This is a genomic window from Roseomonas sp. CAU 1739, from assembly GCF_039839775.1.
GTDB lineage: Bacteria > Pseudomonadota > Alphaproteobacteria > Acetobacterales > Acetobacteraceae > Neoroseomonas.
The window spans coordinates 66,662-81,344 of sequence record NZ_JBDOQQ010000012.1; the positions used below are offsets into that span (position 1 = coordinate 66,662).

Annotated in this window: 17 protein-coding genes; 11 read left to right on the forward strand and 6 right to left on the reverse strand. The window is 70.1% G+C overall.

Annotated elements, in window-relative coordinates:
* Window positions 1-66 precede the first annotated feature (66 nt).
* Entirely contained in the window at window positions 67-690 is a 624-nt protein-coding gene (locus tag AAFN86_RS18885) for a TetR/AcrR family transcriptional regulator (protein ID WP_347545035.1), read from the reverse strand.
* 108 nt (window positions 691-798) lie between these two features.
* Here AAFN86_RS18885 and AAFN86_RS18890 point away from each other — a divergent pair, with 108 nt between their 5' ends.
* Window positions 799-1,632, forward strand: a complete 834-nt coding sequence (locus tag AAFN86_RS18890; RefSeq protein WP_347545036.1) for a sterol desaturase family protein — start codon at window positions 799-801, stop codon at window positions 1,630-1,632.
* 1 nt (window position 1,633) lies between these two features.
* On the opposite strand, the gene AAFN86_RS18895 is transcribed toward AAFN86_RS18890, so the two are convergent.
* Window positions 1,634-2,272: a glutathione S-transferase N-terminal domain-containing protein gene (locus AAFN86_RS18895; RefSeq protein ID WP_347545037.1), complete on the reverse strand. Its 639-nt coding sequence runs from the start codon at window positions 2,270-2,272 to the stop codon at window positions 1,634-1,636.
* Window positions 2,273-2,276: 4 nt separating this feature from the next.
* The gene (locus tag AAFN86_RS18900) at window positions 2,277-3,266 is read right to left on the reverse strand and encodes a tripartite tricarboxylate transporter substrate binding protein (protein ID WP_347545039.1); all 990 of its coding nucleotides are present in this window, start codon (window positions 3,264-3,266) and stop codon (window positions 2,277-2,279) included.
* Between AAFN86_RS18900 and AAFN86_RS18905 the strand changes: the two genes are divergently transcribed.
* On the forward strand, window positions 3,267-3,629 hold the full coding sequence (locus AAFN86_RS18905; protein WP_347545041.1) for a hypothetical protein: 363 nt from the start codon (window positions 3,267-3,269) through the stop codon (window positions 3,627-3,629). It abuts the gene before it with no gap.
* A 33-nt stretch (window positions 3,630-3,662) separates the two neighbouring features.
* Window positions 3,663-3,914, forward strand: coding sequence for a hypothetical protein (locus AAFN86_RS18910; RefSeq protein WP_347545043.1), 252 nt, complete (start codon window positions 3,663-3,665; stop codon window positions 3,912-3,914).
* Between the two features lie 359 nt (window positions 3,915-4,273).
* On the opposite strand, the gene AAFN86_RS18915 is transcribed toward AAFN86_RS18910, so the two are convergent.
* Window positions 4,274-5,260 (reverse strand): tripartite tricarboxylate transporter substrate binding protein, encoded by a 987-nt coding sequence (locus AAFN86_RS18915; RefSeq protein ID WP_347545045.1) that lies wholly within the window; start codon window positions 5,258-5,260, stop codon window positions 4,274-4,276.
* Between the two features lie 311 nt (window positions 5,261-5,571).
* Here AAFN86_RS18915 and AAFN86_RS18920 point away from each other — a divergent pair, with 311 nt between their 5' ends.
* Window positions 5,572-6,396 carry a class I SAM-dependent methyltransferase gene (locus tag AAFN86_RS18920; protein WP_347545046.1) on the forward strand — a complete coding sequence of 275 codons (825 nt, stop codon included), beginning with the start codon at window positions 5,572-5,574 and terminating at the stop codon, window positions 6,394-6,396.
* 43 nt (window positions 6,397-6,439) lie between these two features.
* Here AAFN86_RS18920 and AAFN86_RS18925 read toward each other — a convergent pair whose 3' ends face one another.
* On the reverse strand, window positions 6,440-7,429 hold the full coding sequence (locus AAFN86_RS18925) for a tripartite tricarboxylate transporter substrate binding protein (RefSeq protein WP_347545048.1): 990 nt from the start codon (window positions 7,427-7,429) through the stop codon (window positions 6,440-6,442).
* A gap of 171 nt (window positions 7,430-7,600) precedes the next feature.
* Here AAFN86_RS18925 and AAFN86_RS18930 point away from each other — a divergent pair, with 171 nt between their 5' ends.
* The 6 genes from AAFN86_RS18930 (at window position 7,601) to AAFN86_RS18955 (ending at window position 11,967) form a co-directional block, all read left to right on the forward strand.
* A complete protein-coding gene (locus tag AAFN86_RS18930) occupies window positions 7,601-9,370 on the forward strand; it encodes a glucan ABC transporter ATP-binding protein/ permease (RefSeq protein ID WP_347545049.1) in 1,770 nt (589 codons plus the stop codon).
* A complete protein-coding gene (locus AAFN86_RS18935) occupies window positions 9,367-9,627 on the forward strand; it encodes a hypothetical protein (RefSeq protein ID WP_347545050.1) in 261 nt (86 codons plus the stop codon). The genes AAFN86_RS18930 and AAFN86_RS18935 overlap by 4 nt, the downstream gene beginning before the upstream one ends.
* A 170-nt stretch (window positions 9,628-9,797) precedes the next feature.
* Entirely contained in the window at window positions 9,798-10,229 is a 432-nt protein-coding gene (locus AAFN86_RS18940; RefSeq protein ID WP_347545051.1) for a CBS domain-containing protein, read from the forward strand.
* 248 nt (window positions 10,230-10,477) lie between these two features.
* The gene (locus tag AAFN86_RS18945; RefSeq protein WP_347545053.1) at window positions 10,478-11,230 is read left to right on the forward strand and encodes an SDR family oxidoreductase; all 753 of its coding nucleotides are present in this window, start codon (window positions 10,478-10,480) and stop codon (window positions 11,228-11,230) included.
* A 60-nt stretch (window positions 11,231-11,290) separates the two neighbouring features.
* A complete protein-coding gene (locus AAFN86_RS18950; protein ID WP_347545054.1) occupies window positions 11,291-11,800 on the forward strand; it encodes a DUF1003 domain-containing protein in 510 nt (169 codons plus the stop codon).
* Entirely contained in the window at window positions 11,797-11,967 is a 171-nt protein-coding gene (locus AAFN86_RS18955; protein ID WP_347545056.1) for a hypothetical protein, read from the forward strand. Before AAFN86_RS18950 ends, AAFN86_RS18955 begins: the two co-directional genes overlap by 4 nt.
* A 9-nt stretch (window positions 11,968-11,976) precedes the next feature.
* Here the strand turns inward: AAFN86_RS18955 and AAFN86_RS18960 are convergent, their stop codons facing one another.
* Window positions 11,977-12,936: a trypsin-like peptidase domain-containing protein gene (locus tag AAFN86_RS18960; RefSeq protein WP_347545057.1), complete on the reverse strand. Its 960-nt coding sequence runs from the start codon at window positions 12,934-12,936 to the stop codon at window positions 11,977-11,979.
* Between the two features lie 79 nt (window positions 12,937-13,015).
* Between AAFN86_RS18960 and AAFN86_RS18965 the strand changes: the two genes are divergently transcribed.
* Window positions 13,016-14,584: a Na+/H+ antiporter gene (locus AAFN86_RS18965; RefSeq protein ID WP_347545059.1), complete on the forward strand. Its 1,569-nt coding sequence runs from the start codon at window positions 13,016-13,018 to the stop codon at window positions 14,582-14,584.
* Window positions 14,585-14,683: the final 99 nt, after the last annotated feature.

The following is a 14,683-nucleotide window of genomic DNA, read 5'->3' on the forward strand; positions in this document are numbered from 1 at the left end:
ACGCGGTCGCCGGGCCACGGTCTGGCGTGGACAGCGCCCCTCCGCTCCTCCGGCCGGCTCGCCGCGTCATCCTCCCGCCCGCAGCATCCCCATCACCAGCCGCACCAGCGCGTCCTCAAAGGCGGGCGTGCCGAGCAGGGGGCTGCGTTCGATCGCCGCCGCCCGCACGGCGCCGGTGATCGCGCGCAGCAGCACGAAGCGCCCGGCCTGTCCCAGTGGCACGAAATGTCCCGCGCAGCGCGTCTCGAGCGCGGCCAGCAGCGGCTCCGCCACGCCGGCCGACGCGCGCGGGTCGTCGGGCATGCGTCGCATCACGCCGAGGATGATCGCGCGGCGCACCCCGTGTCGCCCGCGGAAGGCGCCGAGCAGCGCCGCGACTGCCTCTCGCACCGTGGGTTCGGGATCGGCGGGGTCGAGCCGTGCGAAGACTGCCTCCAGCTTCGCCAGGACATGCGCCTGCTCGCGCATCGCCATGGCGCCGAGGATGGCCTCGCGGTTCGGGAAGTACTGGTAGAGCGTGCCGATCGAAAACCCGGCATGGGCGGCGACGCGGTTGGTGGTCAGCGCCGCCTCGCCTTCCTTCTGCAGAATCTGAGCACTCGCTTCGAGGATGGTGTCCACCGTCGCCTGGGCGCGCGCCTGCGTCGGTGATTTGCGCAGCGCCATCAACGGCTTGGACTGTTTCGCCATGTAGCCCCCCGGCAGCCCGGAAGCGAGTGGATTGAAACCGAGCATCCCTCAGATATTGGAGCGGTGGCGACGCCGTGCAATCCGCGCGGCCGCCGATGGAGATGTCGCATGACGCAGCACATCCTGCTGATGGCCCTGCCGGCGCTGGTGGCGATCGGCCTGCTCGAGGCTCTGTTCTGGCGCCGCCTGCGCGGGTCGGCCTATCCGTGGGGGGAGGGCTTCGCCTCGATCGGCGTGGCCATCGGCCAGGCGGTGAAGCGGATCCTGGCGGGCGGCATCGTGCTCGCGCTGTTCATGGCGGTATGGCAGGTCCGCCCCTGGACGGTGCCGCTCGATACGGCGTGGGGGCTGGCCCTGCTGCTGCTGGCGGTGGAATTCGTCTATTACTGGCATCACCGGCTGCATCATCGCGTGCGCTGGTTCTGGGCGACGCATGCGGTGCATCACTCGCCGAACCATCTGACCTTCCTGACCGCGGTGCGGCTCGGCTGGACGTCCGAGATCAGCGGCGGCTTCCTGCCCTTCCTGGTGCTGCCGCTGCTGGGCTTCCATCCGATCGGCGTGTTCGGTGCGCTGGCGCTGAACCTGCTGTACCAGTTCTGGATCCATACCGAGACGGTGCCACGCCTTGGCTGGCTGGAATACGTGCTCAACACGCCGTCCAACCACCGCGTCCACCATGCGAGCAATGAGCGCTACCTCGACCGCAATTTCGGCGGCGTGCTGGTGGTGTTCGACCGGCTGTTCGGCACCTATGCGGCGGAGGCGGCGGAAGAACCCTGCCGCTACGGCCTGACGACGCCGCTGGTCAGCACCAATCCGGTGACCATCGCCTTCCACGAATGGCGGGCCATGCTGCGCGATGCCCGTCGCGCGCAGGGGTGGCGGGCGAAGGCGCGCATGCTGTTCGGCCCGCCCGGTGCGCCGCTGGAGACACGCTGAGTCAGGCCAGCACCGCGCCTTCCGGCTGCGCCATGCCACGCTGTACGGCAGGGCGAGCGCCGACCTCGGCGAACCAGCGCGCGAGGTTCGGCGTGTCCTCGATGCGCCGCTCCGCCCAACCGGCACGCGCCACCCACGGATAGGCCGCGACATCGGCGATCGAGTAGGCATCGCCGCCCAGGAAGGCCGCCTGCGCCAGCCGCCCATCGAGCAGCCGATAGACGCGATCCACCAGCGCCAGGCTGTAGGCCCGCGCCGCGTCCGGCTTCACCGGCGCCAGTTCCGTCCAGTGATGCGCCTGGCCCGTGTAGGGACCCAGGGATGTCAGCGCCACCATCAGCCAGGCCATCGCCTCGGCGCGTTCCCGGGGTTCGTGCGGCAGCAGCACGCCCTGCGTCTCCGCCAGGTGCAGCAGGATCGCCCCGCTCTCGAACAGCACCAGCGGCACCGTGCCGTCCTGCGCATCCTCCACCAGGATCGGCACCTTGCCATAGGGGTTCAGCGCCAGGATCTCAGGCGCGAACTGTTCCCGCCGGCGGATGTTCACCCCCTGCACGGCGTAGTCGAGGCCGCATTCCTCGAGCATCACGGTGACGCGGTTCGAATTGGGCGTGGCCCAGCCGTAGAAGGTGCGTTTCATGCGGTCATTCCAGCGTCGCCCCGGAAGCCCGCACCACCTCGGCCCATTTTGCGATCTCGGCCGTGATGAAGGCCTCGAAGGTGGCGGGCGAGGTGCCGCCATCGGCCGTCAGGTTCGGCAGCTCGGCACCGAGCTCGGCGAGCTTCGAGCGCGTCATCGGTTCCTTGCTGATGGCGTCGATCTCCGCCCCCAGCCGGTCGATCGCCGCGCGCGGCGTCCGCGCCGGGGCCTGCATGCCGAACCAGGCGGTCGCCTCGAAGCCCGGCACCACCGTCTCGGCCAGCGTCGGCACGTCCGGCAGCACGGAGGAGCGCACATGGCCGGTGACCGCCAGCGCGCGAAGCCGCCCGTCGCGGATGTGCCCGATGCAGGATGGGATGTTGTCCACCGAGGCTTCGAGCCGCCCGGCCACCGCCTCGATCAGCATCGGCCCGGCGCCGCGGAAGGGGACGTGCGTCATGCGCGTGCCGGTGCGCAGCATGAACATCTCCATCGCCATGTGCGGCGACCCGCCACTGCCCGCGCTGCCGTAGTTGAATGCGCCGGGCTGCGCCCTTGCCGCCGCGACCAGTTCCTGGATCGTGCGGATGGGCTGGGAGGGATGCACCATGATGACGTTGGGCACGCGCAGGTAGAGCCCGACCGCCGCAAGATCCTCCGGCCTGTAGGGCATGCGCGCGCCGAACAGCGCATAGTTGATCGCGGCGGGGGAGACGGCCGTGCTCAGCACCGTGTAGCCATCGGGCGTGGCGCGCGCGACCGCCTCGCTGCCGATGTTCCCCGTGGCGCCGCCGCGGTTTTCCACCGGAACCGGCTGGCCGAGCCGCGCCTGCAGCCTTTCGGCATAGATGCGTGCCGCGATGTCCGTCGTGCCGCCGGGCGGGAAGTTCACGATCATGCGCACGGGCCGCGACGGATAGGCTGCCTCCTGTGCCAGGGCGGGCAGGGGCAGGGCGGCGAGGCCGCCCATCAGGGTGCGGCGGGCGAGAAGCATGTGGGCGTCCTCCTGTTGCGGGGCGTTGGTCGCCTCTGCGCGACGCCGCTGCCGAATCCCGGCTGCCATACGTCTGGCCTCGATTTATGCCGTGGCAGGCGCGATCTGTCGCGTGCGGTGACGACGCTCGCGGCCTCGCTCGGCCGGCCGGCATGGGCGCAAGACGAGGGGACGAATCTTAAAAAAGTCAAAAAAATATCAAAAAACAATCCAGTTCAAATTACGGTACTGGTTTATTTTTTGGTTGTTTCGTTTTCGCGCCCTCGATACGCTCGTTACACGCAAGACGCGAAATGGCTCGGCCAGCTTTCCTGCTACGCCCACCAATCCGCGGCCTGCACTTCAGCGTGGCATCGCGCCTGAAACATCCCGGGCGCGGGGAAGCAGGGGGCACCGATGGTTGCGCTTGCCTGGAGAGAAACCGCACCGGTTGACACAACCGAGCCGATGGACCGCCTGCGGCGTACCGAAGCCGCCACGCGCGAAGCGGCACCCCCGATGGTCGCGGGCACGCTTCCGGCCGACATCATCACACTCGAAGGCGTGAGGGACGATGCTCCGGCCACGGGCTTCGTGGTGGCGGTCCTGCTCTCACTGCCCCTATGGGGCATCCTGGTCGGCGTGGCGGTGTATATCGTCGCGGCCTGATGCGAGCAGATCTTGGCTGAGCCGGATCCGTCCGAAGCGCGAGTGTGCTGGCTCAAGCAAGACTTCGGATCGGCCTGCGTCAGCGGACCGGAACACGGACCATCTCGGAACGACAGGTAGACCTGCCGCGCGGGAGACGCAGCGCCGGCGCCTGGGGGCACTGACCCGCAGCGCGATGGGTGCGCACCGCCATCCCGGCGCGGCCAGCACAGCGCGACGATCGGCCGCGACGCAACGCCTGGGCATCAGCGCGTCCGCTGGTCGCCAGGCGACCGCGGCGGCGACCTCCCTCCCTGCATTGGCATGGCGGCGGTCACACCCGGCTTCGTCGCGGCCAGGGTGCCGCCGAGGCCGGCAACCTACTCCACCCGGATATTAGCGCGGTTCACCACATCGGCCCATTTGGCGACCTCGGCACGCAGGAAGGCGGCGAAGGTCTCGGGGCTGGTGCCGCCATCGGGGGTCAGCGCCGGCGGGTCGGCGCCCAGCGCCGCCATGCGCTGGCGGAAGGCCGGGTCGAGCGCGATGGCATTGAGTTCCGCCCCCAGGCGCTGGACGATCGGCGCGGGTGTCGCGGCCGGGGCCAGCACGCCGAACCAGGCGGTCGCCTCGAAGCCGGGCAACCCCTGCTCCGCCACCGTCGGCACATCGGGCAGCGACGCATTGCGTTGCGCGCCCGTCGTCGCGATCGCGCGGATCTTCCCGTCGCGGATGAAGGTCAGCGCGGAAGGGATGTTGTCCATCCCCACCTCGATCCGCTCGGCCACCATCTCGGTCAGCATCGGCGCCGATCCGCGATAGGGCACATGGGTCAGCTCGATGTTGGTGGCGAGGCGCAACTGCTCGACCACCACATGCGGCGATGTGGCGATGCCCGCGGTGCCGTAGTTGATCGCACCCGGCCGGGCGCGTGCCTCCCGCACCAAATCGGCGACCGAACGGATCGTGGTGTTGTTCGCCGCCATCAGCACATTGGGCACGCGCGTCATCAGCCCGACGGCGGCGAGATCCTCGGGCTTGTAGGGCATGCGGTCGCGGAACACGGCGAAGTTGATCGCCCCGGTGCCGATCGTGGTCAGCAGCAGCGTGTGGCCATCGGCTTCCCCACGCGCGACGTATTCCGCCCCGACATTGCCCGAAGCGCCCGGCCGGTTGTCCACCACCACCTGGTGGTTGAGCCGCCGGCCCAGCATCTCGGCGGTCATGCGCCCGACCAGGTCGGTGGTGCCGGCGGGGGTGAAGGGAATGACGATGCGGATGGGGCGCGACGGGAAGGCTTGCGCGAAGGCCGGGCGCGCCAGCGTCAGCAGGGGCGTCGCGAGCAGCGCGCGGCGGTCGAGCGTCATGGCGTTTCCTTCCGTCCCGGGCCGGGACCTGCGGCCCCGTTTGCGCGCAGCCTAGGCGGCGAGTGCCGGTCGGTCCATGCCTGCCCGCCGTCGCGCAGAGTGACGATGCGTGTGCAAATCCCAGGCAAGGGCATGCGACGCCAAGGTTTTCGCTGTGCCGGCGGCGCCCGCGCTTCCTAAGCTCCGCTGCTGCGAGACCCGGGCGCGCCGAGCCCGGTCCGCCAGCGATGCGGCTGTGTGTAGCGGGCAGGGTTCCCGTGCCCGTCGCGTGGATGCCAAGTCGCGATCTCGGGCGTTGGAGGCGTAGGTTGATGAGCACCACACCTGGTCTCGGCCTCAAGGATGTCGAGCGCGAGGGGTGGCACCGCAAGGCCGGGCACTACGATCGCTTCGTCGGGACGCTGACGCGTCCGACAGTGCAGAGCCTTCTGGATGCCGTATCCGCCGGGTCCGGCACGCGACTTCTCGATGTCTGCTGCGGGCCGGGCTACGTGGCGGAGGCGGCCGCCGCGCGCGGCGCCGATGTGGCCGGCCTGGACATTGCCACGGCCATGGTCGCGCTGGCGCAGGCCCGGGCGCCGCGGGCGCGGTTCCGCCTGGGGGATGCGGAGGCGCTCGACCTGCCGGATGGCAGCGTCGATGCCGTGGTCTGTGGCTTCGGTCTGCTGCACCTGCCCGACCCCGCGCGCGCCATGGCGGAGGCGCATCGCGTCCTGCGCCCCGGCGGCCGCTACGCCTTTACTGTCTGGGACGGCCCGGCGGGCGGGGATTTCATGAACCTGATGATGAAAGCGCTGATGGCGCATGGGGATATGAGCCTGCCTATCCCGGCGGCGCCGCCCTTCTACCTGCTGGCCGACCGCGCCGCGGCCACGGCGATGCTGCGCACCGCGGGCTTCCACGGCGTGGCGCATGAAACGCTGCCGATCGCCTTCCGCGGTGACGACGCCGAGGATGCCTGGGCGTGGTTCGAGAAGGGCGCCGTGCGCGGCTGGATGATCTTCGAGCGGCAGGCGCCCGAGGTGCAGGCGCGCATCCGCACGGAGGTGCTGGCGGGTGCCGCGCGGCATGCCGGGCCGGACGGCGTGACCATCCCGAGCCCGGCGGTGCTCTACGCGGCGACGCGACCGGGCTGAGTCGCGGAACGGCGCGGCGCCACGCGGCCCCGCGCCTGCGACCTCAGTCCACCGTGATGTTGCCGCGCCGGACCACCTCGCCCCATTTGACGATCTCGGCGCGGATGAAGGTGTCGAAGGTGGCTGGGGTGGACAGCCCGTCCGGCGTCAGGTCCGGCTTCATGCCGCCGAGATCGGCCATCCGCTGCCACACCGCCGGATCGGCCAGCGATGCATTCACCGCCTGTGCCACGCGATCGACCACCGGCCGCGGCGTGCGCGCAGGGGCACAGATGCCGAACCAGGCCGTCGCCTCCACCGCGGGAAAGCCGGCCTCGGCCGTGGTCGGCACATCGGGCAGCGCGGGGGATCGCGAGGCCGTGGTCATCGCCAGCGGGCGCAGCCGCCCGTCGCGCAGATGGCCGATGACGGATGGCAGGTTGTCCACGCCAACCTCCACACGCCCGGCAATGATCTCCTGCAGCATCGGCCCCGCACCGCGGAACGGCACATGGGTCAGGTCAATCCCCGCCGCCTGCTTCAGCAGTTCACCTGTCATGTGCAATGACGTGCCGACGCCCGACGACCCGTAGTTCAGCTTGCCCGGTTCCCGCTTCGCGAGGTCGACCAGTTCGCCCAGCGTGCGGACCGGCAGGTCGTTGTTGACGAAGATCGCGTTGGGCACCTTCACCACCAGCGCGACGCCGGCGAGGTCCTCCGGCCTGTGCGGCATGCGCGCGCCATACAGGCCGAAATTGATGGCACCCGAGGACACCGTCTGCATCAGCAGCGTGTAGCCATCCGGTTCCGCCTTCGCCACGACATCGGCACCGACATTGCCGCCGGAACCGCCGGGCCGGTTCTCCACCACCACCGGCTGCCCCAGCCGCGTCGTCAGCGGTTCGAGCATCACCCGCGCGGCAAGGTCGGTGGTGCCGCCCGGCGGGAAGCCGACCACGAGCCGGATGGGCTTGGTCGGCCAGGCCTGGGCGAAGGCGGGGCGAGCGAGCGGTGCGAGGGCAATCCCGCCCAGCAGGGCGCGGCGGTCGATCATTCCTTGAACTCCTCCCGGCACCCGCATGTGTGGGGCACCTTGTTCTGATGCGGGAAACTGGCCCGCCACGACACTCAGATCAACCTTTCCGGCCACGGCCAGATACCGCCGGGGACGAAAAGGCATTACCCTCGCCCGATCGGGTCGAAGCGCTGAGGGGGGCGCGACCGCATGGGGTTCCTGAAACTATACGGTCGCGTGTTGTGGCTGCTCGGCACCGATCGCCCGATGGCGTGGGGCCTGGGCGTCGCGGCGCTGGCGCTGGCGGGTCTGCAATTCCTCGAACCCGTGCTGTTCGGCCGGGTGGTGGACCTGCTCGCGCGGTCGGAACGGATGGCGCCCGGAATGCTGTGGCAGGAAGCGACGCAACTGCTGGTGATCTGGGGCATCGTCGGTCTGGCCGGCATCGGCGCCAGTGTCGCCGTGGGTCTGTTCGCCGACCGCATGGCGCATCGCAATCGCCTGCGTGTCATGCATGACTACTTCCAGCATGTGCTCGCCCTGCCGCTGTCCTTCCACGGCGACACCCAGTCGGGCCGGCTGATGAAGGTGATGCTGGTCGGCACCGACAACCTGTTCGGCCTGTGGCTCGGCTTCTTCCGGGAACACATCATCACCTTCGTCTCGCTGATCGTGCTGCTGCCGCTGACCATGGTGATGAACTGGCGGCTTGGCCTGCTGCTGGTGATCCTGGTGGCGGTCTTCGCCGTCGTCGCCAGCCTGGTTATCCGCCGCACCCAGGATGCGCAGGCGCGGGTTGAGGAATTCCACTCGCGTCTCGCCGGCAATGCGCAGGATGCGCTGTCCAACGTCGTCGTCGTGCAGTCGTTCACGCGCCTCAATTCCGAGGCGCGGATGTTCGGCGACATCATCCGCCAGGTCCTCGACCACCAGTTCCCGGTGCTGAACTGGTGGGCGATCGTGGCCGTGCTGACGCGCGCGGCCTCGACCGTCTGCATCATCGCCATCTTCGTCTATGGTACCGTCCTGCATGTGCGCGGCCTGGCGACGGTGGGCGAGATCGTCTCCTTCATGGGCTTCGCCACGCTGCTGATCGGGCGGATGGAAGGGGCGGTCGGCTTCGTCTCCCACATGGTGCTCGTCGCCCCGCGCATCGTCGAACTGTTCGGCGTGCTCGACGCGCAATCCACCGTGGCGGAAGCCGCCAACGCCACCGATCTGGGTCGTGCCGCGGGCCATGTCGCCTTCGAGGGCGTCGGCTTCGCCTATCCCGGCGGCCCGATGATCCTGCGCGAAGTGGATTTCAGCGCCGCCCCCGGCAAGACCATCGCCCTGGTCGGCCAGACCGGCGCCGGCAAATCCACCGCCATGGCGCTGCTGCAACGGTTGTGGGACCCGACCGAGGGTCGCATCACCCTCGACGGCCACGACCTGCGGCAGATCAGCCTGGAATCGCTGCGCCGGAACATCGGCGTGGTGTTCCAGGAATCCATGCTGTTCAGCCGCACCATCCGGGAGAACCTCCTCGTCGGCCGCCCCGATGCGACGCAGGAGGAGATCGAGGCCGCCTGCCGCCAGGCCGAAGCGCATGACTTCATCACCCGCCAGCCGCAGGGCTATGACACCATCGTCGGCGAGCGCGGGTCGAATCTGTCAGGCGGCCAGCGCCAGCGCCTCGCCATCGCCCGCGCGCTGATCAAGAACCCGCCCGTGCTGATCCTCGACGAGGCGACCTCCGCGCTCGACGCCGCGACCGAAGCGCGCGTGCAAAAGGCGCTGTCAGCCCTCATGGCCGGCCGTACCACCTTCATCATCGCCCATCGCCTGTCCACGGTGCGCGAGGCCGATGAGATCCTGGTCTTCGACGGCGGCCGCATCGCCGAACGCGGGCCTTTCGCCGAACTCGTCTCGATGGATGGCCGCTTCGCCGAGCTGGTGCGCACGCAACTCGCCGGCGGGGCCACGGTGCCGGTGCATTGATTTCGCGACGGATCGATCCGTCCTGGATCGTCCTGGCCAGCCTTGAGAACGCGCAGGCCGATCGCTGCGTCGATGTCTTTTGCCGCCCCGACGGCACCTTCGGATTCGAGGAATTCCGCCGCGATGTCGAGGATCGCGGCACCTGGACGCCGGTGCGGTATTTCTCGGCGCAGACCTATGCGACGCAGGATGCGGCGCGGGCCGCCGCGCGACGTGCGGTGCGCTGGCTGGCGGAAGCGGACACCGCCTCTCACTGATCCGCGACTCGCCGCACTTCCTGCTTGCGCCGCGCGGTGCGCCGCTGGCACGCTCGCCTTCTGGTTGCGCGGACAGGGATCGCCGGACCCCTCGCCTCGCTGCTACCCCCGGCGCATCCCATGACCGCGTCCCGCGGGCCCCCCGGCCTGCGGCGTAGGAGGGAACGGGCATGAACATCAGGGACATCCTGCATCACAAGGGTGAGGACGTCTTCTCCGTCGGCCCCGGCGAGGACGCGACCTCGGTCGCGCGCGCACTGGCGCAACACCGCATCGGCGCCGCGCTGGTGCGCGACCAAAGCGGCCATGTTCTCGGCATCATCAGCGAACGCGACATCGTCCGCGCCGTCGCCCGCGAAGGGGCGCTGGCCCTGGCCCGCACCGCACGGGACCTGATGACCGCGGACCTCGTCACCGCGACGCCCGCGACCAGCATCGCCGAAGGGCTCGCGGTGATGACCGACCGCCGCTGCCGGCACCTGCCGGTGATGGAAGGCGGCCGGCTCGCCGGGATGGTTTCGATCGGGGATCTGGTGAAGGCGCGCATCGCGGAAGCGGAGCTGGAAGCGGAGAATCTGCGGGCCTTTGTGACGGCGGCGTAGGTGACTTGGAGAGGGGCGCCGCCCCTCTCCAAACCTCACCCCGCCAGGGGGCTGCGGCCCCCTGGACCGCGGGGGCTTGGTGCTGCCCTCGGTGCCCAGCGCCAAATCGAGGTTTCCAAAGGCCTTAAGCCTTTGGTGGGGGGAGGTCCGGAGGGGGGCAAAGCCCCTCTCCGCGCACCTGCCCCATCGCGCCGCCGCCCGCCCCATGCGACCGTCCTGCCGAACCACTCGCAGGAGTCCCGGCCGTCATGGATCTTCACCTCACCGGCAAGGTCGCCCTCGTCACCGGCGCCTCGGTCGGCCTCGGCCGGGCCATCGCCACCATGCTGGCCGCAGAGGGCTGCCGCCTCGCCATCCTCGCCCGCCGCCGCCCGCTGCTTGAAGCCCTGGCACGCGACCTGCCGGCTTCCGCCACGCCGCTGGTCATCGAACAGGACATCTGCACGCCCGACGCCGCCGCGCGCATCCGCGATGCGGTGCTGAGCCATTTCGGCCGCTGCGACATCCTGGTGAACAACGCCGGCGGGTCGCGCCCGCAGACCGACCTCGGCACCGACGCGGTGTGGGAGGAAGCGATGGAGCTGAACTTCCAGGCCGGCCGCCGCATCACCCATGCGCTGATCCCGACCATGCAGGCCAACAAATGGGGCCGCATCGTCAGCCTGACCGGTACGGATGAACCCTTCTCGATCAACCCGGCCAATGCGCCGAACGGGGCGGTGCATATCTGGTCGAAGGCGCTGTCGCGCACCCTCGGCCGCGACGGCATCACCGTGAACTGCGTGCCACCCGGGCGCCTGCGGTCGGAACAGATCGACACCCGCGTCATGCCCACCGAGGAAGCCCGCCGCGCCTGGGCCGAGAAGGAGGTCCCGGTCGGCTACATCGGCGAACCCGACGACCTCGCCGTGCTGGTCGCCTTCCTGTGTTCGCCGCGGGCGCGCTACATCACCGGCCAGGTGATCCACGTCGATGGCGGTACGCTGCGGTCCAGTCACTGACAGGCAGCGCCGGCGCCACCCCGTGGCAGCACGCACCCCGGCCCGCCGAGGACATCACGCATGACGCGCAGCAACCAGTCGCAACCGGCCAGTCAGCGGCCCAGCCACATCCGCCGCACCATTGCGCTCGCCCGCCGCCGGCGCAAAAGCGGGCCGCCGCCGCCGCTCGCGCTGGGGGAACGGCTGGCCGATGCGGTCGCCGCCGCCGTCGGGTCCTGGCGCTTCATCGTCATCCAGTCCGGGTTGCTCGCGCTTTGGATCGCGGGCAACGCGCTGATCGGCAGCCGCGCCTGGGACCCGTTCCCCTTCATCCTGCTGAACCTGCTGCTGTCCTTCCAGGCGGCCTATACGGCGCCGATCATCATGATGAGCCAGAATCGCCTGTCGGATGTGGACCGCGAACGCGCGCTGGCCGATTACCAGGTGAACATCCGCTCCGAGGCGGAGATCGCCCTGCTGCACGAGAAGATCGACCTGATGCGCCAAACCGAGCTGATGGAACTGATCGGCCTGCTCAAATCGGCGCTGGCGCGCATCGAGCATCTGGAAGGGGAGGCGAAGCCGGCATGATCAACCTGGTGGTGCGCATCGTGCTGGCGGCGGGTGGCAGTCTCGCGGCGCTGTTCGTGGCGCAGGACAGCCCGAATTTCGGCGTGGTCCAGGGAATGCTCTCGACCGTCGTCCTGGTCTGCGTGGTCGGCATCATCGTGCTGTGGCGCTGGAAGAAGGAGGAATAGGCGCGCCGCTCACGCGCCTTCCCGTTCCGCCGGCACCACCTGGGCGCGGCGCACCTCCGCACCACGCAGCGCGATGATCTCCGCCGGGATGCCGACGCGCTCGCTGTCCAGGGCACGTAGCAGTGCATCCGCCCCGGTGGTCGCCACGCCGTCGATGGCCAGGATCACATCGCCTTCCGCCAGCCCCGCCACGGCGGCCGGCCCGCCTGGCACCACGCGCATGATCCGCGCGCCGAAAGCCTGCGCCTCGCGCCCGGCGGTGCGGGCAAGCCGCCCGGGCACCGCCACCCGTTCCACCGCGATGCCCAGCACGGCGCGCCGCACCCGCCCGAAGCGCAGCACCTGCGACAGCACGAGCCGCGCCGTATCGGCCGCCACGGCAAAGCACAGCCCCTGCGCGCCCATGATCACCGCGGTGGCGATGCCGATCACCCGCCCGGCGGAATCGGCCAGCGCGCCGCCGGAATTGCCGGGGTTCAGCGCGGCATCGGTCTGGATCAGATCCTCGATCGGCCAGCCGCCGCGCGATGGCAGGGCGCGCCCGGTCGCACTCACGATGCCGGCGGTGACGGTATTGGCGAAGCCAAGCGGATTGCCGATCGCGATCGCCAGCTGGCCCACGCGCAACGCGGCGCTGTCACCCAGCTCGGCCGCCGGCAGCGGCCCCTGCGCCTCGGCACGCAGCACGGCGATGTCGGTGGCGCGGTCCTGCCCCAGCAGCCGGGCGGCAAAGCGCCGCCCATCCGGCGCCGTCGCCTCCAGCGCCTCGGCACCGGCGACGACATGGGCGTTGGTCAGCACCAGCCCGTCGGGCGAGATCACCACCCCCGACCCGGTGCCGCCCCCCTTCGCGTGGCGCGCCGCGACATGCACCACCGCCGGCCCGACGCGGGCCACGGCGGCGGTCACCGCGCGGGAATAGGCATCGAGCAGCAGGTCGTCGGAGGCGGGGAGGGGGGCATCGAGCATGCTTCCCAAAATGGGAAGCCCCGGCGCGAATCCCAAGTGCCGCTTCCCAGGCCGTTCCGGGCTTGGCAGTTTCGCCGCAATGGCAATCCTACACGTCCTGCTGGCGCTCATGGCGGCCTGCGTCGTCTTCGCAATGGTCGCGCGCCGCGCGCAGTTGCCCTATCCGGTCGTTCTGGTGCTGGGCGGCATGGCGCTGGCCTTCATCCCCGGCATGCCTGACGTCGAACTAGACCCGCAATTCGCCCTGGCCTTCTTCCTGCCGCCGTTGCTGCAGGTCAGCGCCATCCGCACCGATTGGGCGGCGTTCAAGACCAGCATCCGGCCGATCCTGCTGCTGGCGGTCGGTGCCGTGCTGTTCACCACCTTCTGCATCGCGGCGGCCGTGAAGCTGCTGATCCCGGGCTTTCCCTGGGCGGCGGCGATCGCGCTCGGCGCCATCGTGGCACCCCCCGATGCGGTGGCGGCCGGGGCCGTGCTGAAGAAGCTCCGCCTGCCGCGCCGCATCGTCACGGTGCTGGAAGGCGAAAGCCTGATCAACGACGCCACCGCGCTGGTGCTCTACCGCTTCGCGGTGGTGGCGACGCTGGCCGGGACCTTCTCGTGGTCCGAGGCGGGGGTAACCTTCCTCGCCGTATCGCTCGGCGGCGTGCTGGTCGGCTGGGTCGTCGGGCGGATCGTCATCCTGGTGGCGGCGCGGCTGCAGGATACGCTGCTGGAGACCGCCTCCTCCTTCATCGCCTGCTACGCCGCCTTCGCGGGGGCAGAGGCCCTGCACCTTTCGGGCGTCATCGCGGTGGTGACGACGGGGCTGGTGCTGGGGCGGGCGCAGCACAGATTCTCCGCCCGCACACGCAGCGAATCCCGCGCGGTGTGGACCTTCATCGAATTCGTGCTGAACAGCCTGGTGTTCATCCTGATCGGGCTGCAATTGAACGGCATCCTGGACCGGCTGCACGACTATCCCGGCTGGCACCTGGCATTGCTGGCGGTCACGCTGTCGCTGGTGCTGATCGTCTCCCGCTTCGTCTGGCTGTTTCCGGCAAGCTGGCTGCCGCGGCAGATCCCCTCGGTGCGGCGGCATGACCCGATGCCGCCCTGGGGGCATATCACCGTGCTGTCCTGGGCGGGGATGCGCGGCGTGGTGTCGCTGGCCGCGGCCCTCGCATTGCCGGTCACCTTCCCCGAGCGCGACCTGCTGGTCTTCCTGTCGTTCTGCGCCATCCTCGCGACGCTGGTGGTGCAGGGGACGTCGCTGGAATGGGTGATCCGCAAGCTGGGCGTGGAGGAACCGCGCCGCGCCAGCATGTCGGTGGAGGAAGCGGCCGCGCGCACCCTGGTCGCCCACGCCTCCCTGCGCGAGATGGAAAGCCGCGCCGAGGATGTGCTTGCCGGTGCCATCGCGCAGGACCTGCTGCAGGAATATCGCGACCGGGTGCGGCTGCTCGACGGCATCAATCAGGGGGCCATCGCCGCCGAGCGTGCGTCGCGGCTGGAACACCGGCTGTACGCGCTGCGCGCGGGGCGGGCGCGGCTGCTGCGCCACCGGGATGAGGATGGGCTGGAGGAGGAGCTGATGTCGCGGCTGGTCGAGGAGTTGGACCTCGAGGAATTGCGGCTGCGGCGGCTGCTTGGGGCGGCGGATGCGTAGGACTGCCCGCGCCGTCCTGTTCAGCGGGGCGCTGGTCGCCATCGCTGCCGCCGGCATCCTGGCCGTCCTGCGGGCCTCTCGTGAGGTCGCGATCGTCGT